Below are 21,721 nucleotides of genomic sequence, written 5' to 3'. Positions count from 1 at the left end.
TGCCTCCCTCCCCCACGCCCTGAGGAGCGACACCGTGACCATGACCCAGCCCGACCTGAGCGTCTTCGAGACCCTGGAGTCGGAGGTGCGCAGCTACTGCCGTGGCTGGCCCACCGTCTTCGACCGGGCGCGGGGCAGCCGGATGTACGACGAGGACGGGCACGAGTACCTCGACTTCTTCGCCGGTGCGGGGTCCCTGAACTACGGGCACAACAACCCCGTACTCAAACGGGCCCTCATCGACTACCTGGAGCGCGACGGCGTCACCCACGGCCTCGACATGTCGACGACCGCCAAGCGTGCCTTCCTGGAGACCTTCCAGGATCTTGTGCTGCGGCCGCGCGATCTGCCGTACAAGGTCATGTTCCCGGGGCCGACGGGCACCAACGCCGTGGAGTCCGCGCTGAAGCTGGCGCGGAAGGTGAAGGGGCGGGAGTCGATCGTGTCCTTCACCAACGCCTTCCACGGGATGTCGCTCGGGTCCCTCGCCGTGACCGGCAACGCCTTCAAGCGGGCCGGTGCCGGTATCCCGCTCGTGCACGGCACCCCGATGCCGTTCGACAACTACTTCGACGGGCAGGTGCAGGACTTCCTCTGGTTCGAGCGGCTGCTGGAGGACCAGGGGTCGGGGCTCAACCGGCCCGCCGCGGTCATCGTCGAGACCGTGCAGGGCGAGGGCGGCATCAACGTGGCGCGGCCCGAGTGGCTGCGTGCCCTCGCCGACCTCTGCGAGCGGCGCGACATCCTGCTCATCGTCGACGACATCCAGATGGGCTGCGGGCGGACGGGGGCGTTCTTCTCCTTCGAGGAGGCGGGGATCGTGCCCGACATCGTGACGGTGTCCAAGTCGATCAGCGGGTACGGGCTGCCCATGTCGCTGTGCCTGTTCAAGCCCGAGCTGGACATCTGGGAGCCGGGCGAGCACAACGGCACCTTCCGCGGAAACAACCCCGCGTTCGTCACCGCCACCGCGGCCCTGGAGACGTACTGGTCCGACGGCTCCGCCATGGAGAAGCAGACCCGCGCGCGAGGTGAACAGATCGAGCAGGCGCTGATCTCGATCGCCGAGGAGAACCTCGCCGACATCAAGGAGTACCGCGGGCGGGGTCTGGTCCGGGGCATCGAGTTCCACGACAGGACGCGCGCGGACCGGGTCGCGCGGCGCGCCTTCGAACTCGGCCTGCTCATCGAGACGTCCGGCCCGGAGGGCGAGGTGGTGAAGCTGCTCCCCGCGCTCACCATCACGCCCGAGGAACTGGACGAGGGCCTGCGCACGCTCGCCCGCGCCGTACGGGAAACCGTTTGAGAGAGGGGTTGTTCAGCACGTGATCGTCCGTTCGTTCAAGGAGATCGAAGACACCGACCGGCATGTGAAGGCCGCGTCCGGTACCTGGGAGAGCAAGCGCATCGTCCTCGCGAAGGAGCGGGTCGGCTTCTCGGTCCACGAGACCGTCCTGTACGCGGGCACGGAGACGTCGATGTGGTACGCGAACCACATCGAGGCCGTCGTGTGCGTCGAGGGCGAGGCCGAACTCACCGACGACGAGACCGGGAAGAAGTACACGATCACGCCCGGCACCATGTACCTCCTCGACGGGCACGAGCGGCACACGATGCGGGTCAAGGAGGACTTCCGCTGCGTCTGTGTGTTCAACCCGCCCGTGACCGGACGGGAGGACCACGACGACAACGGCGTCTACCCCCTGCTCACCGAGGAGGTGTGACACAGAGATGACAAAGATGACAAAGATGACCACTCTGACCGATCTTTACCCCAGCCGCGGCGCCACCGAGGTGTCGGTCCCGCGCCGGGACCCGGTCGTCTGGAGCGCGCCGGGCACGCCCGGGCCGATCTCCGGTTCCGACCTGGCGGCGTACGAACGTGACGGCTTCCTCGCCGTCGAGGAACTCATCGGCGTGGACGAGGTCGCCGTCTACCGGAGCGAGTTGGAGCGGCTCGTGGCCGATCCGGCGATCCGGGCCGACGAGCGGTCGATCGTCGAGCCGGCGTCCCGGGAGATCCGGTCCGTCTTCGAGGTGCACCGGATCAGCGAGGTGTTCGCCGCTCTGGCGCGCGACGAGCGGGTCGTGGGCCGGGCACGGCAGATCCTCGGCTCCGACGTGTACGTCCACCAGTCGCGGATCAACGTGAAGCCGGGCTTCGGGGCCGGCGGCTTCTACTGGCACTCCGACTTCGAGACCTGGCACGCCGAGGACGGGCTGCCGAACATGCGGACCGCGTCCGTGTCGATCGCGCTGACGGAGAACCACGACACCAACGGCGGTCTCATGATCATGCCGGGGTCGCACCGGACGTTCCTCGGCTGTGCGGGGGCCACTCCCCGGGACAACTACAAGAAGTCGCTCCAGATGCAGGACGCGGGTACGCCGTCGGACGAGGCGCTCACCGCGTTCGCCGAGCGGCACGGCATCAAGTTGTTCACGGGCCGGGCCGGTTCGGCGACCTGGTTCGACTGCAACTGCATGCACGGCTCGGGGGACAACATCACGCCGTTCCCGCGCAGCAACGTCTTCATCGTGTTCAACAGCGTGGAGAACACGGCGGTGGAGCCGTTCGCGGCCCCGGTCCGCAGGCCCGAGTTCATCGGGGCGAGGGATTTCACACCGGTGGGGTGACTCTGTCATGGCCGGCGGAGTCGGCCCGCGGCGAAGCCGCAATCAGGCACAGCATCGGGGCGAGGGATTTCACACCGGTGGGGTGACTCTGTCATGGCCGGCGGAGTCGGCCCGCGGCGAAGCCGCAATCAGACACAGCATCGGGGCGAGGGATTTCACACCGGTGAGGTGACTCTCACAGCCATGCCGGCGACTGTGCCTCTCACAGCCACGCCAGTGACGCCGCCCGCTCCAGTACCTCGCGTACGGCGCCGGTGTCGCCCGCCGTGCCCCGCGGCACCTCGTCGGGCGCGTACCGTCCGCCCACCAGCAGGCAGAAGTCGACCGGATCCAGGACGAGTTCGGCCCGCACCGGCTCGTCCTCGGAGCCCAGCACCCACTGGGTGTCCGGGACCGACCGGGCGTCCCGGTCGTCTCCCCCGGTCACCGAGAGGAGCACCGGGGGCGCGGTGGGTCCCAGGGCCGCGCCGAGGACACCGACGGCGAGCCGGACGAGTCGCCACAGGTGCGGGGCGAGCGGCGGGGGCACGGCGAGGCCGAGGGCCCGCCCGATGTCGTCGGTGTGGATCCACGTCTCGAAGGCGCGCACGAGGAAGTGGTCGGCGACGGGCAGTCGTATGCCCATCAACGTCGTGGCCCGGGCGGCCCGCACGGGGTCCAGTGCCTCGGGCGTGGCGAGCAGGGCCCCGGCCCGCGCGGTCCACGCCGCGACGGTCTCCTCGGGCGTGCGCCGCCGCTCGTACGCGATCACCTCGGCGGTCCGGGCGGCCCAGGCGTCCGCCCAGCCCGGCCCGTCGTCGACCGGGGACTCCGGCCCCGGCGCCACGAGCCCGAGCCGTGTCGCCAACGGCTCGTCCGCCGCGATCAGATGGGCGACGGTGGCGTGTACGTCCCAGTCGTGGACGACCGGCGTACCCCAGGGCCCGGTCGCGTCCACCTCCCGCAGCAGCGCCCGCAGTCCGGTGACGGCGGCGGCGTAGGGAGCGGCGTGCGGGGCCACGTGCGGCGCCGCGGGACGAGCACGCAGGGCGAGCGCGAGTACGCCGCCGGGGGTAGCGGAGGCTCCGTTTCCCGAGGCCGGGAGCGCGGCGCCGTTTCCCGGGGCCGGGGCGCCGTCCAGCAGTCGGACCGCCTCCCGCAGCCGCGCGGCCTCCGTGGCGCAGGATGCGCAGCCGGCCAGGTGCGGTGGGACCGTCCTCGCCTCGGCAGGTGTCAGCGCACCGACGGCCCAGGCGGCCAACAGCTCGCGTACGCCTTCGTGCTCCGTGGCCATCATGCGCCCCCTCTCTCCGCCCTTAGCGCTGCCGTCGTCACCATCATGCGCCCCGTTCCAACGCCGGGTCCGGTGGATCCGCCAGGGATTCCGCCAGCTTGCGCAGGGCCGAGCGCAGCCGGGTCTTGGCCGTGCCCTCCGGGATGCCGAGTTCCACCGCGGCCTGGCGGTAGGTGCGGCCCGCGAAGTAGGCGAGGTGGACCACCTCCCGTTGGGGCTGCGGGAGTTCGGCCAGGGCGCTGTGCAGCAGGAGCGCGCGTTCGCGGTCCACGACCGTCTCGTCGGGGCCGGGGCCCGTGTCGGGGATGGCGTGCAGTGCCGAGTCGTCCGCGCGGGCGTCCTTGCGGTGCCGGGCCTCGCCGCGCACCCAGTCCACGGCCCGCCGGTGGGCGAGCATGGACAGCCAGGTGCGCAGCGAGCCGCGGCGTGCGTCGAAGGCGTACGGCCTGCTCCACAGGTGCGCGAAGACCTCCTGTGCCACATCCTCGGCGGCGGCCGGGCTGCGCGTGACGCGCGCGGCGACCCGCTGCACGAGGGCGCCGTACGCGGCGTACACCTCGGCCAGCGCGGTCTCGTCCCCGTACACCAGCCGCCGATGCCATTCGTCGTCCGTGAGCGTCGGCTCCACCAACACCACCACCCCTTGGTGCCTTCCTAGCGCCCTCCCCGATCCCGCGCCAGGGGTCAGCCGGACAGGACGTCCAGCAGCCGGTCGACATCGGCGGGATTGTTGTACAGATGGAAGGCCGCACGCAGGTTGCCCGCGCGGTCGGAGACCTCGACTCCGGCCTCGCTCAGCTCCCGCTGCCGGTGGCCGAGTCCGGGCACGGACACGATGGGCGAGGCGGGCGCGGGCACCGGCGCGTGGCCCAGTCCCCGCAGCCCGGCGCGGAACCGGTCGGCGAGGGCGAGGTCGTGGGCGCGTACGTTCGCCACGCCCAGTTCCTCGATCAGCTCCAGCGAGTGCCGGGCGCCCGCGTAGGAGAAGAGGCTGGGGCTCTCGTCGAACCGCCGCGCGGAGTGGGCGAGTTCCTCGACCGGGCCGTAGCAGCTGTCCCAGGGCGCCTGTCCCGCGACCCAGCCGGCGAACACCGGAGTGAGCCCGCCGAAGTCCTCCGGGACGACCAGGAAGGCCACGCCCCGCGGGCAGACGAGCCACTTGAAGGCGACGGAGGAGACATAGTCGTACGCGTCCGCCTCGATCGGCAGCCATCCGGCGGCCTGGGACACATCGATGTACGTACGCGCCCCGTACTCGCGCGCGGCCCGGCGGATGCCCTCCAGGTCGGCGATCCGCCCGTCCGCGGACTGCGCGGCGCTGACCGCGACGAGTGCCGTGCCGGGGCGCACCGACTCGGCCAGCCGCTCCAGCGGTACGGCGCGGACCTTGAGGTCGCCGCGGACGTGGAAGGGGGTCACCACGGAGCTGAAGTCGGCCTCGGCGGTGAGGACTTCGGCGCCCGGTGGCAGGGCGGCGGCGATCAGGCCGCTGTAGACGGCGACCGAGGCCCCGGCCGCCACCCGGCGTTCCGGGACCCCGGCGAGCCGGGCGAAGGTGGCGCGGGCGGCTTCGACGTCGGCGAACATGTCGGACGGCCGCCCCGCCGCGACGGACTCGACGGCGACGCGCATGGCCTCGACCGCGCGCGCCGGCAGCAGTCCGCAGCTCGCGGTGTTCAGATAGGTGTTCTTCGGGGCGAACTCGGCTCGGACCAGGCTCTCGAAGGTCTCCATGGGTCCACTCTGCGGCCCCGCGCACCCCTCGTCCATTACGGAATGTTGCGCGGTTCCGCTAAGGAACGCTTATACGTCCGCCCCGACCTGCGCTTTTACCCTGGCGGTAGGGCCTTTACGGCTGCGGTACGGCGCATCCGTCCGGACCGCAGGCCTCCGCGTCGGCGGAACCGTCCTGGATCAGCTTCAGCGGCGGGCGCTCGCCCCACGCCTGGGTCAGGGCCTGTGTGAACACCTCGGCGGGCTGGGCGCCGGAGACGCCGTACTTGCGGTCGAGAACGAAGAACGGCACTCCGTTCGCGCCCAGCTCGGCGGCCTCGCGCTCGTCGGCGCGCACCGCGTCGGCGTACGCCTTCGGGTCGGCCAGCACCGTGCGGGCGGCGTCGGCGTCGAGCCCGGCGGCGACGGCCAGCTCGACGAGCCGCTCGTCGTCGTCGAAGACGGTCCGCTCCTCGGCGAAGTTCGCCTTGTACAGCAGGCCGATCAGTTCGTCCTGGCGGCCCTGCTCCTTGGCGAAGTGCAGGAGGCGGTGCATGTCGAAGGTGTTGCCGTGGTCGCGGCCGCGGGTGCGGTACTCCAGGCCCTCGGCGGCGGCCTGCGTGCCGAGGTTCTCCTCGCCGGCCTGCGCCTGCGCCTCGCTCATGCCGTACTTCTTGGTCAGCATCCCGATGACGGGCTGGATGTCACCCTTGGCACGCCCGGGGTCCAGCTCGAAGGAACGGTGCACGACCTCGACCTCGTCACGGTGCGGGAAGCCGTCCAGCGCCTTCTCGAAGCGCGCCTTTCCCACGTAGCACCAGGGACAGGCGATGTCCGACCAGATCTCGACGCGCATGTCTTCGGCTCTTTCCAAGTCGTACGGATACGGGCGCCTCCGAGGGCGTGAGTGTGTGAACGTTCAAACGGCCGCTTTCATTCCCCTGTGTTTCGTTCCCCTGTGTTTCGTTCCCCTGTGACGGTGTAGCGCAGGAAGAAGTGGTGGTCGCCCTCGGCGGGCGGGTTCTCCGGGTCCGGGAACCAGCCCTGGCGGGCGTAGAAGGCCTGGGCGCGCTCGTTGTCCACGTGCACGTCGAGCGTCGCCGACCGCTTGCCGTCGGCCAGCCACTGCTCCACACAGGCCGTGTGCAGCGCGGTGCCGATGCCGTCGCGCCAGCGGTCGGGGGCGACATGGAACTGGAAGAGCTTCACAGTGTCGGCCGGGGCGTCCTCGGCCGTACGGAAGGAGGCGATGCCGACGAGTCGGCCGTCGCGCACCGCGCACAGGACATGGCCGTCAGGGCGTTCGATCGTGCCCCGCCAGCGCGCGGGCCAGTCGAAACCGTCCTCCGGCAGGCCGTCCGGATAGTAGGTGGCGCGGGCGCGGACATGCAGCTCGGCGATGGCGGCGGCCTCGCTGGGCAGGGCGGTCCTGATCACGAGGGAGCCGACGGTACGGTGCGTTCTGATCACGCAGCGGAGGACGTGACACGGCGCGGTCGCGGTTCCGGTCCGTCCGAACTCGGCGCGGGGGCACCCCCGAGGGAGCGGCGTCGGTCAGCTGCCGTCTCTCAGGTCCTGGGGCCAGTTCGGACGGAACTCGATGCCGTCGTACGTCACCACGCACCCCTCCCCCATCGGCGACTGCGTCATGAACCCGACCAGCGCGTCGGAGGTCTCCTTCTCGTCGCCCAGGGTGAAGAGCCGGATGAACGTCCAGCGCTTGCCGTCGCGGGAGGCGTGGAAGGCGAAGGCACGCCCCGTGCGGCTGATCCGCAGCCAGACGGAGCTGCCGTCCACGGTGAAGGAGTTGGCGTCGTCGGAGTGCCCCCGGGTGACCACCGTGCAGACGGTGGGCACGTCCGGGGAGTACTCCAGGCAGAGCTTCGCCCAGGCCCGCTCCCCCACGTGGACGTAGAGGACCCCCGCGTCGAAGGCCGCGCCGAAGCCGACCGTGACGCGGGCGATCAGCTGGAAGTCCCCCTCGGGCGCCCCGAGCAGGCGGGGCGCGTCGGAGGCGGGGTCCAGTGCCTCGTCGGTGGGCGGTACGAAACGGTCCTGGCGGGGTCCCGCCCAGCCGGTGAGTATCCCGTCCTCGTACGACCAGTTCCCGTCAGGGCCGTAGGTGCGGAGGGAGAAGGGAAGTTCGGGAAGTTCGACGTCCATTCACCAATCCTCTCAGGCCCACTGCCGCGCCCCCGAAGGGGCGCGGGGCTGTGACACATGCGGCTCCGCCGTGTGGGCGCGATCAACCACAGCGAGCCCGCAGCCTGCGAACAACCGCAACCCCAACCGGCGCTGTCGGCGGAGCCCTACCGCTCCAAGTGACCGTCGTAGCGTCGCGGCAACCCCAGCGGGTTGTCGTCCCGCAGCTCCGGCGGCAGCAGGGCCTCGGGGGCGTTCTGGTACGCCACCGGCCGCAGCCAGCGCTCGATCGCCGTACCGCCGACCGATGTCGAGGTCGACGTCGTCGCCGGGTACGGGCCGCCGTGGTGCTGGGCGGGGGCGACGGCGACACCGGTCGGCCAGCCGTTGACCAGGACGCGTCCCGCGAGCGGCGTCAGCTCGGCGAGGATCTCCGCGCCGCGGCCTTCGCCCGCCGCCTCCTCCGTCGACAACTGCACGGTCGCGGTGAGGTTGCCGGGGAGGCGCGAGAGGACCGCGCTGGCCTCGGACTCGTCCTCGTAGCGGGCGACGACCGTGAGCGGGCCGAAGCACTCCTCCAGGAGCAGGTCGTGCTCGCCCTCGGTGGCGAGCTTGTGCGCGGGCACGGTCAGGAAGCCGGGGCTCACCGTGTGCTCGCCGCCCGCGCCGGGGGTCACCGGTGACTCCACCTCGGGGAGTTCGGCGCGCTCGGCGACACCCGCGATGAAGTTGTCGCGCATGCGGTGGTCCAGGAGGACGCCCGCGTCGGTGTCGCTGACGGCGTCGGTCAGGGACTTCACCAGACGGTCGCCCGCGGCGCCCGCGGGGGCCAGGACCAGGCCCGGCTTCACACAGAACTGGCCGACGCCCAGCGTCATCGAGCCCGCGAGCCCGGCGCCGATCGCCTCGGCGCGTTCGGCCGCCGCGGCCTCGGTGATGACGACGGGGTTGAGGGAGCCGAGTTCGCCGTGGAAGGGGATCGGCGCGGGGCGCGCGGCCGCCGCGTCGAACAGGGCCCGGCCGCCGCGCACGGAGCCGGTGAACCCGGCCGCCGCGACCAGCGGGTGCTTGACGAGTTCGACGCCCGCCTCGAAGCCGTGCACGAGGCCGACGACACCGGCCGGGATGTCGTGCTGGGCGGCGGCCCGGCGCAGGACGGCCGCGACCAGCTCGGAGAGCGCCGGGTGGTCGGGGTGCGCCTTGACCACGACCGGGCAGCCGGCCGCCAGCGCGCTCGCGGTGTCACCGCCGGCGACGGAGAAGGCGAAGGGGAAGTTCGAGGCCGAGTAGACGGCGACGACGCCCAGCGGCACCTTGTAGCGGCGCAGGTCCGGGATCGGCGGGGTCGCGGTGTCGTCGGGGTGGTTGATCACGACGTCGAGGAACGCGCCCTCGTCGACGATGCCGGCGAAGGCCCGCAGCTGGTAGCAGGTGCGGGCGAGTTCGCCGGTGAGCCGGACCGGGCCGAGCGCGGTCTCCGCGTCGGCGGCCTCGACCAGATGTTCCCTGGCCCCTTCGAGCAGGTCCGCGGCGGTCCGCAGGAAGGCCGCGCGGACGGTGCGGTCGGCGAGGCCCCCCCGGGCGGCGTGCGCGGCGCGGACGGCCTCGTCGACCTCCTGGGCCGTGGCCTCCACCGCAACCTGCTCGCGCTGCTTCCCGGTACGGGGGTCGACACTCCAGACTGGTGCTGCTGCCACCGCGGGTCCCTCCAGATGTAATGCCGCAGTTCTTGTCTCACCCACCAGCGGTGTTCGATATACTGAACGCTGTCTCTGATGGTGAATATGATGCGGAGACTATTTCCCGTCGAACGAGGGGGTCAAGGGCGATGTCGGCAGGCGAGACAGGCGGCGGAGCGCAGGTCAAGTCCGCGGTACGGACCGTGGAATTGCTCGAGTACTTCGCCGGCCGGCCCGGTATGCACTCCCTGGCGGCGGTCCAGGAGGCCGTCGGCTATCCGAAATCCAGCCTCTACATGCTGTTGCGCACCCTCGTGGAGCTCGGCTGGGTCGAGACGGACGCGACGGGCACGCGGTACGGCATCGGCGTACGGGCGCTGCTGGTCGGCACCTCGTACATCGACGGCGACGAGGTGGTCGCCGCGGCCCGGCCCACCCTGGACCGGCTCTCCGACGACACCACGGAGACCATCCACCTGGCGCGCCTGGACGGCACGAACGTCGTGTACCTGGCCACCCGCCAGTCGCAGCACTATCTGCGCCCCTTCACCCGGGTGGGCCGCCGGCTCCCCGCGCACTCGACCTCGCTCGGCAAGGCGCTGCTCGCCACCCACACCGACGAGCAGGTCCGCAAGCTGCTGCCCGAGACGCTCGCCGCCCTGACCGAGCACACGATCACCGACCGGGAGAAGCTCATCGAGGAGCTGCACCAGGTCCGGGAGCAGGGCTTCGCCGTGGACCGCGAGGAGAACACGCTGGGGCTGCGCTGCTTCGGCGTCGCGATCCCCTACCGCACCCCCGCCCGGGACGCGATCAGCTGCTCGGTCCCGGTGGCCCGGCTCACCCCCGCGCACGAGCAGATGGTCAAGGACGCCCTCTTCGACGCCCGCGACCGGCTGACGCTCGCCACCCGGAGGCTCTGAACCATGGAGGTCGCACTCCGCCCGGTCCACGACAGCGATCTGCCGGTCTTCTACCGGCAGATGAACGACCCCGAGTCCCTCCGGATGGCCGCGTTCACCCCCAGGGACCCGGCCGACCGTGACGCCTTCGACGCCCACTGGAAGCGGGTCCGCGCCTCGTCCGCCGTGCTGCGCACGATCCTCGCGGACGGCGATGTCGTGGGCAGCGCCGCGGTGTACGGGGAGCCCGGCGAGCGCGAGGTCACCTACTGGATCGACCGGGCGTACTGGGGCCGGGGCATCGCGACGGCCGCGCTGCGGGACCTGCTGGCCGAGGTGCCCGAGCGCCCGCTGTACGCGCGGGCGGCGGCCGACAACGCGGCGTCGCGGCGGGTGCTGGACACGTGCGGGTTCCGGGTCACCGCGGAGGCCCGGGGGTACGCGCACGCACGCGGCGAGGACACGGACGAGGTCGTGCTCACCCTGGAGGGCTGAGCCGGACTTCATGTGAGCCGGACTTCATGAACAGCGCATGAGAAATGCGGGCGGAAGGGAACGATTCGCTCCCGTCCGCTCGTCCTTCTGAGCGCGATGAACAAGACGATCAGGCGTGCCGCCGTCTTCACTCTGCTGCTCGTGCTCTCCCTGCTGATCAGGGCGACCTGGGTGCAGTTCTACGACGGCAGGGCACTCGCGGACAACAAGCACAACCGGCGGAACGCGATCGAGCAGTACGCGAACCCGCTCGGGAACATCATCGTGGCCGGCAAGGCGATCACCGGCTCCGCGGAGACGAAGAACAGCGACCTCAAGTACCGGCGGACGTACACCGACGGCAGTCTGTACGCGGCCGTCACGGGCTACAGCTCCCAGGTGTTCGGCGCGACCCAGCTGGAGGGCATCTACCAGAACCTGCTCGACGGCACGGACAACCAGCTGAAGAACCCCCTCGACACGATCACCGACAAGCGCGCCAGTCCTGGTGATGTGGTCACGACCATCGACCCGGATGTGCAGAAGGCCGCGTACAACGCGCTGGGCGACAAGAAGGGCGCGGCCGTCGCGATCGACCCGACGACCGGCAGGATCCTCGCGGTCGTCTCCACCCCGTCGTACGACCCCTCGCAGCTGAGCACCGGCGACTCCGCCGCCTGGACGAGGCTGACGAAGGACACGGACAAGCCGATGACGAACCGGGCGCTGCGCCAGCCGCTGCCGCCGGGCTCGACGTTCAAGCTGGTCGTCGCGGCGGCGGCGCTGGAGGACGGGCTGTACAAGGACGTGGACGCCGGCACGGACAGCCCGAATCCGTACACGCTGCCGAACACGAGGACCGACCTGGCGAACGAGAGCGCCTCCGCGCCCTGCGAGAACGCCTCGATCCGGGTGGCGCTCCAGTACTCGTGCAACAACGTCTTCGCGAAGATGGCCGTCGACCTCGGGCAGGACAAGGTCAGGGCGATGGCGGAGAAGTTCGGCTTCAACGACAGCTCGCAGGACGTGCCGGTGCGGGCGTACCCGAGCGTCTACCCGTCGAACATGGACGAGTCGTCCACGGCGCTGACCGGCATCGGCCAGTTCGACGTCACGGCGACCCCGCTGCAGATGGCCATGGTGTCGGCCGCCATCGTCAACGACGGCAAGCTGGTCTCGCCGCACATGGTGTCGCGGACCAGTGACGCGAGCGGCAATGTGGTGAAGAACTACGACGACAGCACGCGGAGCGAACAGATCGTCAGCTCGACGACCGCCGAGCAGCTCCAGTCCGCGATGCAGACGGTCGTCCAGGACGGCACGGGGACCAACGCGAAGATCTCCGGCGCGACCGTGGGCGGCAAGACCGGTACGGCCCAGCACGGCGAGAACAACAGCAAGACGCCGTACGCCTGGTTCACGTCGTACGCGAAGTCCGACTCGGGCGGCAAGGAGGTCGCCGTGGCGGTCCTGGTCGAGCAGTCCGACGCGGCGCGCTCCGAGGTCAGCGGCAACGGCCTGGCGGCGCCGGTGGCGAAGGCCATGATGCAGGCGGCGCTGAAGAACTAGGTGCCACTGCCCCGCGCCCCGTCATTCGGAGGCGCGGGGCAGCCCCCTACTTCACATTGAACAGCTGCTCGATCGGGTCGATCGCGAAGTACACCAGGAACATCGCCGAGGCCGCCCACAGCAACCAGTGGACCTCCTTCGCCTTCCCCAGCACCGTCTTGATCAGCACATAGGCGAGGAACCCGGCCCCGATGCCGTTGGTGATCGAGTACGTGAACGGCATCACGGCGATCGTCAGGAAGGCGGGGATGGCGATCTCGTACTTGTCCCAGTCGATGTGCTTGACCTGGGTCATCATCAGGAACCCGACCGCGACGAGCGCGGGCGCCGCGGCCTGCAGCGGGACGATCGTGAGCAGCGGGGTCAGGAAGAGCGCGAGGGCGAACATTCCGCCGGTGACGAGGTTCGAGAAGCCGGTGCGCGACCCCTCGCCGACGCCGGCCGCCGACTCGATGTACGACGTCGAGGACGACGCCGACGCCGCACCGCCCGCGACCGCCGCCGCGCCGTCGATGAGCAGCACGCGGCCGAGGTTGGGCACCTTGCCCTCCTCGTCGAGCAGGCCCGCCTCGGCGCTGATGCCGACGACCGTGCCCATGGTGTCGAAGAAGTCCGACAGGACGAGGGTGAAGACCAGCAGGACGACCGTGATCGCGCTGGTCTCGCCGAACGCGCCGAACAGGCTGAAGTGACCGAGCAGTCCGAAGTCCGGTGAGTCCACCACGTCGTCGGGGACCTTCGGCGTGGTCAGGCCCCAGCTCTTGATGTCGGCGGCGGAGTCGATGACGATCGCCACGATCGTCATGGTCACGATGCTGATCAGGATCGCGCCCTTGACCTTGCGGGCGAGCAGCCCGATGGTCAGCAGCACGCCGAGGCAGAAGACGAGGACCGGCCAGCCGCCCAGCGTGCCGGTGCCGCCGAGTTGCACCGGCACCGTGGTGTTCGCGACGTCCGGGATGCGGGTGACGAACCCGGCGTCGACGAAACCGATGAAGGCGATGAACAGGCCGATACCGACGCTGATCGCCTGCTTCATCGGCTGCGGTATCGCGTGCATGACGGCTTCGCGCAGGCCGGTCACCACCAACACGCAGATGAGCAGGCCCTCCAGGACGATCAGACCCATCGCGTCGTCCCAGCTCATCAGCGGGGCGATCTGGAAGGCGACGACCGCGTTGAGACCGAGTCCGGCGGCGAGGGCGAGCGGGAGGTTGCCGCCGACGCCCATGACGATGGTCATGACCGCGGCCACCAGGGCGGTGGCGGTGGTCAGTTGGACTGTGTCGAGCTGGTGTCCGAACTTGTCCTTGGCGCTACCCAGAATGATCGGATTCAGGACAAGAATGTAGGCCATGGTGAAGAATGTGGCGAAGCCGCCGCGTATCTCCCGGCCGAAGGTGGACCCCCGTTCGGAGATCTTGAAGAACCGGTCGACGCTGTTCGCCGGTGGTGGCGCGGAACTTGGCCGGTCGGCCACCTTCTGGGTTTCGGACATGGCTGATACTCCTTGTGACCTGCGTGCTGGGTGTGCGGATGCTGGCTGGATTGTTCCCTCGTTGAACCGCTTTCAGGTTTTCACCGTGTTACGGAATCGAGTTCGGCCCGCCATACGCTGTTCGAAGCCCTGTACGCATCGCTGGTACGCTCACGCATCTCGCCCCACAGGGGCACCGTTCCTTCACGGGTGGCGCACGGGGGCCGTATACGCACACACCCGCACCGGTCGCTCGGAAGCCGCAGCAGGGAGAGGTAGCCGTGGGCACTGTCGTCGACGACGCCGCCTCCGAGGAGTTCCACGCCTTCTTCGAGCGGCACCATGCCGAACTCGCCCGCTTCGCCCATCTGTTGACCGGCGAGGCGGACGCCGCCGACGATCTGGCGGCCGACGCGCTGCTCGCGCTGTGGCACCGCTGGGACCGGGTGCGCGCGGCGGACCACCCGGTGGCGTACGCCCGTGGTGTGGTCGCGAACCTCGCCCGCACCCGGATCCGCAGCGCGGTGCGCGAGCGCAGACGGATCACACTCTTCTGGTCGCAGCGCGAGGACAGGACCGAGAACCCCGACATACCGGGCAAGATCGATGTCCAGGAGGCGCTGCGCAGACTGCCGTTCCGCAAGCGCGCGTGTGTCGTGCTGCGGCACGCGTTCGACCTCTCGGAGAAGGACACGGCGCTCGCCCTCGGTGTTTCCGTGGGTACGGTTAAGTCTCAGACGTCGAAGGGCATGGCCGAGCTGAAGCGGCTCCTCGGCACCGACGAGGCCCCGATGCGGGTGCACGCCGTTGTGCTGCCCACGGGTGGAGCCGGAGGAAGGGACCGATGAGGGAGGCGCAGGACGTGCACGACGAGCTGCGCGCCAGGCTGCACGATGCGGCCGAGGCGCACGAGCCCGACCGCGCGCGCATCCTGGCCCGGGTCGAACGCGGGATGTCCGGCGCCCCCGAGCGGCGCCCCCGGCGTGCGGCGCGTCCGCCGATGCTCGGCTGGGCGCGGGTCGCGGGCGCCACGGCCGCGGTCGCGGGCGTCCTCGCGGTGGGCGGCTACTGGGTGGCCGCAGCGGTGCAGGAGAACAACCCGCCGCAGCAGACGGTCGCGGTCTCGCCGACCCCGGCGCTCTCGCCGGACGCGACGAGCCGGGCGCCCGTCGTACCGCACCCCTCGCACACCTCGGGCACCCCGAAGCCGTCCGGGAAGGCGAGCGCCTCCCCCTCGGACACCCCCTCGGCCGCGCACTCCTCGCCCACCGCGCCCGAGGCGCCCGCCGCGGGCGGCCAGGACGGCCCGCTGTGGTCCGACGGCTCGGTCGACCCGCACAGCAACGACTTCTGGGCGCAGAGCAATGTGACCCTCAAGAACGCGGGACAACTCACCGCGCTCACCGTCGAGTTGAGGATCAAGGACACCGGCGGGGTCAGCGACGCGGGCTCCTGGCGCTCGGCGCCCGAGAGCGACTTCACGACGACGGTCGTCGAGAAGGACGGCTTCCTCGTCTACACCTGGGTGCTCAAGGACGGCCACACCCTCGCGGCCGGCGAGTGGGTCTTCGCGGGCCAGTACAACCACACCCGCGGCGGCCGGGACGCCAAGGACGACAGCTACACGGCCCACGCGCGGACCGCGGACAAGGCGCCGGCCGTGGCGGGCGACTTCGCCGCCGCGCGCGGCGACAACGGCGACTCGTAGAAAATCCTCCGATCGGCGGCGTCACCGCCCTCGGTATCACGGGCACGGGGGACGCGGTCACCGAGGACGGATTCGTACCGTGGAGACAACCACATGTTCGCTTTCGACGTCCCTAACAGTGCCTGGGAGTCCGGCAGTTCGCCGTATGACTTTATGGGTCTGCTGGCCTGAGCCCCCCTCGGAGCCAGTCAGAGGAACGCCCCCGCCGGTGACGACCGGCGGGGGCGTTTCATTCTCGTGGGTCGGTTCATGGTCCCTGCGGTGGCGTCCGGTACTCAGAAGCACGGGGCGTTCCTTTCCTAGGGAATGGGGCTGAATGGGGCTGAATGGGGCTGAGACGAAGCGGGCCGGAGGGGCCGCCCCGGCCCGCTTCCGCTCCCTGGTCGCCGCGGTGGTGGAGAAGGTTGCCGAGACCACCGAGGTTCTCGCGAAAGGCGGTCGAAATTTTTCGCCCCGCTCGCCCCGTCCCCATCGATTGACGCCCTGTTCCCCGCTGGTGACACTCCGAGGGCAGTGCACTCAACAGAATCCACCAGACCCCCACAGGATGTGTCATGCGACGCCGGACCGCCCGCACGCTCCTGATCCCCCTCCTCGCGCTCCTCCTGGGCCTGCTGGCCGCCCCACCGAGCCCCGCGTCACCGTCACCGTCACCGTCACCGTCACCGTCGGGAGCACCGCACGTGAACCGACCGAAGTACGCCGGCTATCTCTTCGCCTACTTCACCGGCGAGGGCACCGTCGACGGCGAGCAGATCCGCTACGCGCTCAGCCGCGGCAACGACCCCCTGCACTGGCGGGAGCTGAACGCGGGCAGTCCCGTGCTGACCTCCACCATCGGGGAGAAGGGGCTGCGCGACCCGTTCGTGATCCGCTCCCCCGCGGGCGACAAGTTCTTTCTCATCGCCACCGACCTGAGGATGTACCAGAACTCCAGCGGCAGCTGGGACCACGTGCAGCGGCACGGCAGCAGGTCCATCATGATCTGGGAGTCCACCGACCTGGTCCACTGGACCGACCAGCGCCTGGTGAAGGTGGCCCCCGACAACGCGGGCAACACCTGGGCGCCGGAGGCCTACTGGGACGACAGCCTCGGTGAGTACGTCGTCTTCTGGGCGTCGAAGCTGTACGCCGACGACGACCCCGACCACACCGGATCGACGTACAACAAGATGCTGTACGCGACCACGAAGGACTTCCGCACCTTCGGCGAACCGAAGGTCTGGGACGACCCGGGCTACTCGGTGATCGACTCGACGGTCGTCAAGAACAAGGGCAGTTACTACCGCTACACCAAGGACGAGCGCGATCCCAGCTCGTCCAGCCCCTGCTCGAAGTTCATCACCGGGGAGAAGTCCACGTCGCTGACGAGCACGACGTACGACTTCGTCTCCGACTGCATCGGCAGCGGCTCGATCGACCGCGGTGAGGGGCCGACGGTCTTCAAGTCCAACACCGAGAACAAGTGGTACCTGTTCATCGACGAGTACGGCAACCGCGGTTATGTCCCCTTCGAGACGACCGACCTCGACTCGGGCCGGTGGACCATGTCGGCGGACTACCAGCTGCCCGCGAGCCCCCGGCACGGCACGGTGCTGCCGGTGACCCGGGCGGAGTACGACCGGCTGCTGGGCGCCTACCCGGCGACCGGGACGTCGGTCGTGGACGCGACGGCGAAGGGTCAGAAGGGGTACGCCGTCATCACCGAGTCGGCCTCGAAGGTCGTCCTGCCGATGAACCCGGACGCGGACCTCAGGCAGCTGGCCCCCGCCCTCGCGGTCGGCGCGGGCGCGAAGGTCAGCCCGGCCCCGGGCACACACCGGGACTTCCGCACCCCGCGGACGTACACCGTGACGGCGGCGGACGGGACGAGCCGGACCTGGACGGTGGAGGCGCTACCGACCCGCAGCCCGGTCCTCCCCGGCCTCAACGCCGACCCGGACGTCCACTACCTGGACGGCCGGTACTGGATCTATCCGACGACGGACGGCTACCCGGGCTGGAGCGGGACGAGCTTCAAGGCGTACTCGTCGAAGGACCTGGTCCACTGGAAGGACCACGGTGCGATCCTGGACCTGGGACCCGATGTGTCCTGGGCGGACAAGAACGCCTGGGCACCCGCGATCGCCGAGCGCGACGGCAAGTACTACTTCTACTTCTGTGCCGAGCAGCAGATAGGGGTCGCAGTCGCGGACTCCCCCGCCGGCCCCTTCAAGGACGCGCTGGGCGCACCCCTGGTGGCCAAGGGCCGGTTCACGGGCCAGATGATCGACCCGGCCGTGTTCACGGACGACGACGGGCAGTCGTATCTGTACTGGGGCAACGGCCACGGGTACGTGGTCCCGCTGAACGACGACATGGTGTCGTTCGACGCCTCGCAGGTGAAGGACATCACGCAGACCGGCTTCCGCGAGGGATCCTTCGTCGTCAAGCGGCAGGGCACGTACTACTTCATGTGGTCCGAGGACGACACCCGCAGCGAGAACTACCACGTCGCGTACGCGACCGGACCGTCCCCGCTCGGTCCGTGGACCAAGCGGGGCACGATCCTGTCCAAGCGCCCGGAGTACGGCATCAAGGGCACCGGCCACCACTCCGTGGTGAACGTCCCCGGCACCGACGACTGGTACATCGTCTACCACCGGTTCGCCCTGAACGGCCCCGGGAAGGCGGGCGGGGACGGCACGCACCGGGAGACCACCATCGACCGCATGGAGTTCGCGGCCGACGGATCGATCGAACCGGTAGTGCCGACCCTGGGGTCGATCCGCCCCGTGCGGACCGAGTACTGAGTACTAGCTGACGAAGTACGTCGGGTTCGGGACCTTGAACGTCTTGTCGGCGTAGCCGCCGTCGAGGTCGGAGTACTGGTCGCCGAAGTTGGCGACGATGTCGTACCCGAGGGACTCGATGTGCTTACGGGTGCCGGACTTGTACTGCACGGTGGTGCAGTTCCAGGCGGCGGCCGTGGCGCAGGCGCTCAGGTAGGCCGGCGGGTTGGCCGCGTCCTTGAGGAACATGTGGGCGGCGTCGAGGTTGATGTCGGCGCCGGCCTTCTTCAGGTTCGTGACCGCGTCGACGCGCTGCGACTCCTTCAGGCCCGAGTTGTAGAAGACCTCGACACCCTTGGACTTGGCGTACGCGACGAGTTCGGGGGTGCCGAAGACGGCCGGACGGTCGGCCTGGGCCACGTACGCCGCCCAGGAGGCCGAGTTGTACGTGTAGTTGGTCTTCTTCTCGTAGTCGAGGGAGAGCAGCAGCGTGTCGTCGATGTCGAAGACGACGGCGGGCTTCTGGCCCCGGTGCTTCGCATTGTGCGCCGCCTTGTCGATGTAACGCTTGGCGTCCGACTCCAGGCGCGACAGGTCCTTGGCGTACTGGCTGTCCTTGGACGCCTGGTACACGCCGTTGCTGTCGAGCGTGGTGCCGTAGTAGGTGTCGATGTCCTTGACCAGGAGCCCGATGTTGTAGGGCTCGTGGGTCGAGTTGGCCGTCGACTGGCCGGCCGTGGCGACGCCCGTGCCGTAGAGGGCGCCACCGGCGACGGCACAAGCGGCAGCGATGGCTGCCGCTCTGAGGGACTTCCGCATGGATTCTCCGGATCTGTGTGATGGGTGACCAGGTCATTCCGCACCAGGTCAGGGACTGTCTACGCGCATCACGCATGTCATGCGAGAGGCTTTATCCGATCGAGACCTCACCCACAGAAACCGACCCCACCACTCCACCGGCCGGGGCAACCGCCTTGCGTCCATCACGGTGCGCTGCCGGGACCTGCAGGCGGTGTGGGGCAGCTCTGTCACCGTCACTCCGAAAGGATCTGAGAATTGACCGACGGATTCGACCTGGCCGCCGGGTCGCACGGCCCCCGATGAGAATGCGTCGGCGTGCGTGCGGGAAGCGGTCGGTCCTGCCGCTTCCCGCACGGAGCTGTTGCCGAGAGCTAGTTCATCGTGGCGCCGATCGTCGTGCTGCCCGTCGTCAGGAACGTCGTCGCGGGCAGGGACCCGTCGGACTTCCGGGCGTTGTACGTCGTCGACGCGTCCGTGGAGACGAAGGACGGCGTGGCGATGCCCGAGTCCCAGTTGTTGCCGGCGGACGTGACCGAGGACCCCTTGGAGACCGCCGCGCCGCCGTTGCTCACCGCCAGGTTCTTGCCGAGCTTCGCGGAGCTGGTGGCGAAGTAGTAGCCGTACTTGCCGTTGGCGTACGCGGTGGTGCGGTTGATGACGATCGCCCCGGTGTTGGAGTTCTCGGTGAAGCCGCTGCCCGCGTCGTCCCAGGCGGCGGAGTTGTTGACGACATGCGCGACGACCTCGCCGTCGCCGCCCAGCTTGTAGCCGTTGCCGTCGCCCGCGAAGGCCGAGTCGCCCCAGCGGTTCTTCCCGTTGCCGAAGGACCAGGTGTGCTCGACGGTGACGGGGGACGAGAAGGACCAGAAGTCGATGCCGTCGTCCGCGTTGTTGTACAGGCGGGCGCCGGTGATCAGGTTGCCGGTGCCGGAGCCGAACTTCACGGCGACGCCGTCCGCGTTCTCGCCATGGGTGGCGGCGTCGTAGTTGCCGTACGCGTCGATGCTCTTGACCGTGTTGTTGACGGTGCCGTCGCCCGTGAGTGTGAAGCCGGAGTCGCCACCGTTGATGGTCTTGATGTTGTTCCAGTTCGTGCCGGTGCAGGACTGGCAGACGACCGCGCTGTCCGGGGAGTTCTGGAAGGTGAGGTTGGAGACGTTCCAGTAGTCGGCGGTCAGCTTGAAGATCCAGTCCCCGGCGGGCAGCGACGAGCCGTCGATCTTCACCGACTCCGAGCCGTACGCCTGCAGGGTGACGGGGCTCGACGAGGTGCCGTTGACGGTCGACTGGAGGGTGGCCGTCGGGTAGTACGTGCCGGCCCGCACCTGGATGACGGTGCCGGCGGTGGCGCTCTTGATGGCGTTGGTGAGGTCGGCCGTGGTGCTGACGACGACGGTCGCCGCCTGGGCCTGGGTGGGCAGGACGGCGAGTCCGGCGCCGAGCGCCAGGGTGGCGCCGAGGGCGAGAGCGGTTCGACGAGACATGGAGTGCGGTCCTTTCGTCGATACGGGTTGAGGGAGCTACTGCGGTCGGTGCGGGGACATCACGGACACCAGTCGCCCAGATACGCCGCACGCGTGTGCGACAGGGCTTCCGTGTCCGTGAGCTGGGGGCGGTTCTCCGGCACGGTGGTCTCCGCGCCGGGTCCGGTGTTGCGGTACTCGCGAAAGCGCATGGACTGCCAGGGGTAGGCCTCGCGCATGTCGATGTAGGGCGCCACCGCGTCGATGCCGGGGCCGAGTTCCGTCTCGCGTACCACCAGGGACGGCCAGGTCGTCGTCTCGTACGACGGCACCCACGGCCGCGCGATCTTGTACGCCCCGTCCTCCGCGCCGGAGGTGACCCGGCTGCGGACCGCCAGGAAGCCGTACGGATTGGCGCGGGCGGTGGACGGCGCGAAGACCATCCCCTCGGGCTTGAAGGTCACGTCCCGGTCGAGGGTGTGGAAGTGGCAGCGCTCGAAGACGGCGGTGGCCCGGCCGAAGACGAAGTCGACGTCGCCCTCGACGTAGCAGTCTCGGTAGTACTGGCGGTCGAAGGCGGTCAGGGCCGTGGTGTCCGCGAACAGGGTGTCCTGGTGCGCCAGCAGCCGGACACGGGTGAAGGACGAGCGGTCCCCGGTGACGTACGCCGCCACCGCCTGCGTCCCCGTGATGTCCGGGTGGTCCGCGCGCAGCCAGTCGTTGGCGAGCGTCAGCCCGTGCACGGTCAGTCCGGGCGCCGCCGAGGTGAAGGTGGCGGAGCCCGCGGTGCCGTACGTTCCCGAGCCGTCCGGTTTCTGCGTGCCGTTGGCGTGGTCGCAGACGATGACGGCGTCGCGCGGGTCGCGGGTGGCACCCCGCAGCGTCAGACCCGCCTTGTCGGCCGGGATGTTCACGACTTCGCGGTAGGTGCCCGGGTGCACGACGATCGTCCGGCCGGCACCGGTCACCGCGTCGACGGCGGCCTGGACGGAGTCGCCGGGGCGGACGTGCACGGTGGGACGGGGAGCGGCGGCGGAGGGGGCCGCCGCCAGGGCCGTCGGGCTCCCGGCCACCACCCCGGTCGCCGCGGCGAGAAAGGCGCGTCGGCGCAT

General features: G+C 70.0%; 20 protein-coding genes. 9 read left to right on the top strand and 11 right to left on the bottom strand.

What is annotated here, in order from left to right:
• Positions 1-34: 34 nt before the first annotated feature.
• From ectB to thpD, 3 genes are read left to right on the top strand one after another with little or no spacing between them, the layout of a single operon-like run.
• On the top strand, positions 35-1,306 hold the full coding sequence (gene ectB, locus RV986_RS39580) for a diaminobutyrate--2-oxoglutarate transaminase (RefSeq protein WP_475921992.1): 1,272 nt from the start codon (positions 35-37) through the stop codon (positions 1,304-1,306).
• A 19-nt stretch (positions 1,307-1,325) separates the two neighbouring features.
• Entirely contained in the window at positions 1,326-1,724 is a 399-nt protein-coding gene (locus RV986_RS39575) for an ectoine synthase (protein ID WP_475921991.1), read from the top strand.
• Between the two features lie 25 nt (positions 1,725-1,749).
• Entirely contained in the window at positions 1,750-2,637 is an 888-nt protein-coding gene (gene thpD, locus RV986_RS39570; protein ID WP_475921990.1) for an ectoine hydroxylase, read from the top strand.
• Positions 2,638-2,839: 202 nt separating this feature from the next.
• Here the strand turns inward: thpD and RV986_RS39565 are convergent, their stop codons facing one another.
• The 7 genes from RV986_RS39565 to RV986_RS39535 form a co-directional block, all read right to left on the bottom strand.
• On the bottom strand, positions 2,840-3,910 hold the full coding sequence (locus RV986_RS39565) for a maleylpyruvate isomerase family mycothiol-dependent enzyme (protein WP_475924600.1): 1,071 nt from the start codon (positions 3,908-3,910) through the stop codon (positions 2,840-2,842).
• Positions 3,911-3,953: 43 nt separating this feature from the next.
• A complete protein-coding gene (locus RV986_RS39560) occupies positions 3,954-4,550 on the bottom strand; it encodes an RNA polymerase sigma factor (RefSeq protein WP_475921989.1) in 597 nt (198 codons plus the stop codon).
• A 44-nt stretch (positions 4,551-4,594) separates the two neighbouring features.
• On the bottom strand, positions 4,595-5,644 hold the full coding sequence (locus tag RV986_RS39555) for an aminotransferase class V-fold PLP-dependent enzyme (RefSeq protein WP_475921988.1): 1,050 nt from the start codon (positions 5,642-5,644) through the stop codon (positions 4,595-4,597).
• Between the two features lie 115 nt (positions 5,645-5,759).
• Positions 5,760-6,479 carry a DsbA family oxidoreductase gene (locus RV986_RS39550; protein WP_475921987.1) on the bottom strand — a complete coding sequence of 240 codons (720 nt, stop codon included), beginning with the start codon at positions 6,477-6,479 and terminating at the stop codon, positions 5,760-5,762.
• A 77-nt stretch (positions 6,480-6,556) separates the two neighbouring features.
• On the bottom strand, positions 6,557-7,060 hold the full coding sequence (locus tag RV986_RS39545; RefSeq protein ID WP_475921986.1) for an N-acetyltransferase family protein: 504 nt from the start codon (positions 7,058-7,060) through the stop codon (positions 6,557-6,559).
• A gap of 117 nt (positions 7,061-7,177) precedes the next feature.
• Entirely contained in the window at positions 7,178-7,786 is a 609-nt protein-coding gene (locus RV986_RS39540) for a DUF1349 domain-containing protein (RefSeq protein ID WP_475921985.1), read from the bottom strand.
• Between the two features lie 146 nt (positions 7,787-7,932).
• Positions 7,933-9,462 carry an aldehyde dehydrogenase (NADP(+)) gene (locus RV986_RS39535; protein ID WP_475921984.1) on the bottom strand — a complete coding sequence of 510 codons (1,530 nt, stop codon included), beginning with the start codon at positions 9,460-9,462 and terminating at the stop codon, positions 7,933-7,935.
• Between the two features lie 131 nt (positions 9,463-9,593).
• On the opposite strand from RV986_RS39535, the gene RV986_RS39530 reads away from it, so the two are divergent.
• From RV986_RS39530 to RV986_RS39520, 3 genes are all read left to right on the top strand, one after another.
• Positions 9,594-10,367 (top strand): IclR family transcriptional regulator, encoded by a 774-nt coding sequence (locus tag RV986_RS39530; protein ID WP_475921983.1) that lies wholly within the window; start codon positions 9,594-9,596, stop codon positions 10,365-10,367.
• A gap of 3 nt (positions 10,368-10,370) precedes the next feature.
• Positions 10,371-10,841 (top strand): GNAT family N-acetyltransferase, encoded by a 471-nt coding sequence (locus tag RV986_RS39525; protein ID WP_475921982.1) that lies wholly within the window; start codon positions 10,371-10,373, stop codon positions 10,839-10,841.
• A 96-nt stretch (positions 10,842-10,937) separates the two neighbouring features.
• Positions 10,938-12,389 carry a peptidoglycan D,D-transpeptidase FtsI family protein gene (locus RV986_RS39520; protein WP_475921981.1) on the top strand — a complete coding sequence of 484 codons (1,452 nt, stop codon included), beginning with the start codon at positions 10,938-10,940 and terminating at the stop codon, positions 12,387-12,389.
• A gap of 46 nt (positions 12,390-12,435) precedes the next feature.
• Here RV986_RS39520 and RV986_RS39515 read toward each other — a convergent pair whose 3' ends face one another.
• On the bottom strand, positions 12,436-13,887 hold the full coding sequence (locus RV986_RS39515; protein ID WP_475921980.1) for an NCS2 family permease: 1,452 nt from the start codon (positions 13,885-13,887) through the stop codon (positions 12,436-12,438).
• A 260-nt stretch (positions 13,888-14,147) separates the two neighbouring features.
• Between RV986_RS39515 and RV986_RS39510 the strand changes: the two genes are divergently transcribed.
• From RV986_RS39510 to RV986_RS39500, 3 genes are all read left to right on the top strand, one after another.
• Positions 14,148-14,714, top strand: coding sequence for a SigE family RNA polymerase sigma factor (locus RV986_RS39510; protein ID WP_475921979.1), 567 nt, complete (start codon positions 14,148-14,150; stop codon positions 14,712-14,714).
• The gene (locus tag RV986_RS39505) at positions 14,711-15,574 is read left to right on the top strand and encodes a hypothetical protein (protein ID WP_475921978.1); all 864 of its coding nucleotides are present in this window, start codon (positions 14,711-14,713) and stop codon (positions 15,572-15,574) included. The genes RV986_RS39510 and RV986_RS39505 overlap by 4 nt, the downstream gene beginning before the upstream one ends.
• 554 nt (positions 15,575-16,128) lie before the next feature.
• Positions 16,129-18,366, top strand: coding sequence for a glycoside hydrolase family 43 protein (locus RV986_RS39500; RefSeq protein ID WP_475921977.1), 2,238 nt, complete (start codon positions 16,129-16,131; stop codon positions 18,364-18,366).
• A gap of 3 nt (positions 18,367-18,369) precedes the next feature.
• On the opposite strand, the gene RV986_RS39495 is transcribed toward RV986_RS39500, so the two are convergent.
• The 3 genes from RV986_RS39495 to RV986_RS39485 form a co-directional block, all read right to left on the bottom strand.
• Positions 18,370-19,164, bottom strand: coding sequence for an HAD family acid phosphatase (locus RV986_RS39495; protein ID WP_475921976.1), 795 nt, complete (start codon positions 19,162-19,164; stop codon positions 18,370-18,372).
• Between the two features lie 353 nt (positions 19,165-19,517).
• Positions 19,518-20,630 (bottom strand): right-handed parallel beta-helix repeat-containing protein, encoded by a 1,113-nt coding sequence (locus RV986_RS39490; protein WP_475921975.1) that lies wholly within the window; start codon positions 20,628-20,630, stop codon positions 19,518-19,520.
• Between the two features lie 59 nt (positions 20,631-20,689).
• Entirely contained in the window at positions 20,690-21,721 is a 1,032-nt protein-coding gene (locus tag RV986_RS39485; protein ID WP_475921974.1) for a pectinesterase family protein, read from the bottom strand.

The sequence above is a fragment of the Streptomyces sp. RLA012 genome, from assembly GCF_056270325.1.
Note: the sequence above shows the minus strand (reverse complement) of the source record. Positions and strands in the feature narration are given on the sequence as shown.

What these genes read in the sequence shown, in the direction of transcription:
- RV986_RS39565 (WP_475924600.1), bottom strand. Translation starts at nt 3,910, where the DNA reads ATGGCCACGGAGCACGAAGGCGTACGCGAGCTGTTGGCCGCCTGGGCC.
- RV986_RS39540 (WP_475921985.1), bottom strand. Translation starts at nt 7,786, where the DNA reads ATGGACGTCGAACTTCCCGAACTTCCCTTCTCCCTCCGCACCTACGGC.
- RV986_RS39550 (WP_475921987.1), bottom strand. Translation starts at nt 6,479, where the DNA reads ATGCGCGTCGAGATCTGGTCGGACATCGCCTGTCCCTGGTGCTACGTG.
- thpD (WP_475921990.1), top strand. Translation starts at nt 1,750, where the DNA reads ATGACCACTCTGACCGATCTTTACCCCAGCCGCGGCGCCACCGAGGTG.
- RV986_RS39555 (WP_475921988.1), bottom strand. Translation starts at nt 5,644, where the DNA reads ATGGAGACCTTCGAGAGCCTGGTCCGAGCCGAGTTCGCCCCGAAGAAC.
- RV986_RS39505 (WP_475921978.1), top strand. Translation starts at nt 14,711, where the DNA reads ATGAGGGAGGCGCAGGACGTGCACGACGAGCTGCGCGCCAGGCTGCAC.
- RV986_RS39495 (WP_475921976.1), bottom strand. Translation starts at nt 19,164, where the DNA reads ATGCGGAAGTCCCTCAGAGCGGCAGCCATCGCTGCCGCTTGTGCCGTC.
- RV986_RS39520 (WP_475921981.1), top strand. Translation starts at nt 10,938, where the DNA reads ATGAACAAGACGATCAGGCGTGCCGCCGTCTTCACTCTGCTGCTCGTG.
- RV986_RS39485 (WP_475921974.1), bottom strand. Translation starts at nt 21,721, where the DNA reads ATGCGCCGACGCGCCTTTCTCGCCGCGGCGACCGGGGTGGTGGCCGGG.
- RV986_RS39490 (WP_475921975.1), bottom strand. Translation starts at nt 20,630, where the DNA reads ATGTCTCGTCGAACCGCTCTCGCCCTCGGCGCCACCCTGGCGCTCGGC.
- RV986_RS39530 (WP_475921983.1), top strand. Translation starts at nt 9,594, where the DNA reads ATGTCGGCAGGCGAGACAGGCGGCGGAGCGCAGGTCAAGTCCGCGGTA.
- RV986_RS39500 (WP_475921977.1), top strand. Translation starts at nt 16,129, where the DNA reads ATGCGACGCCGGACCGCCCGCACGCTCCTGATCCCCCTCCTCGCGCTC.
- RV986_RS39525 (WP_475921982.1), top strand. Translation starts at nt 10,371, where the DNA reads ATGGAGGTCGCACTCCGCCCGGTCCACGACAGCGATCTGCCGGTCTTC.
- RV986_RS39515 (WP_475921980.1), bottom strand. Translation starts at nt 13,887, where the DNA reads ATGTCCGAAACCCAGAAGGTGGCCGACCGGCCAAGTTCCGCGCCACCA.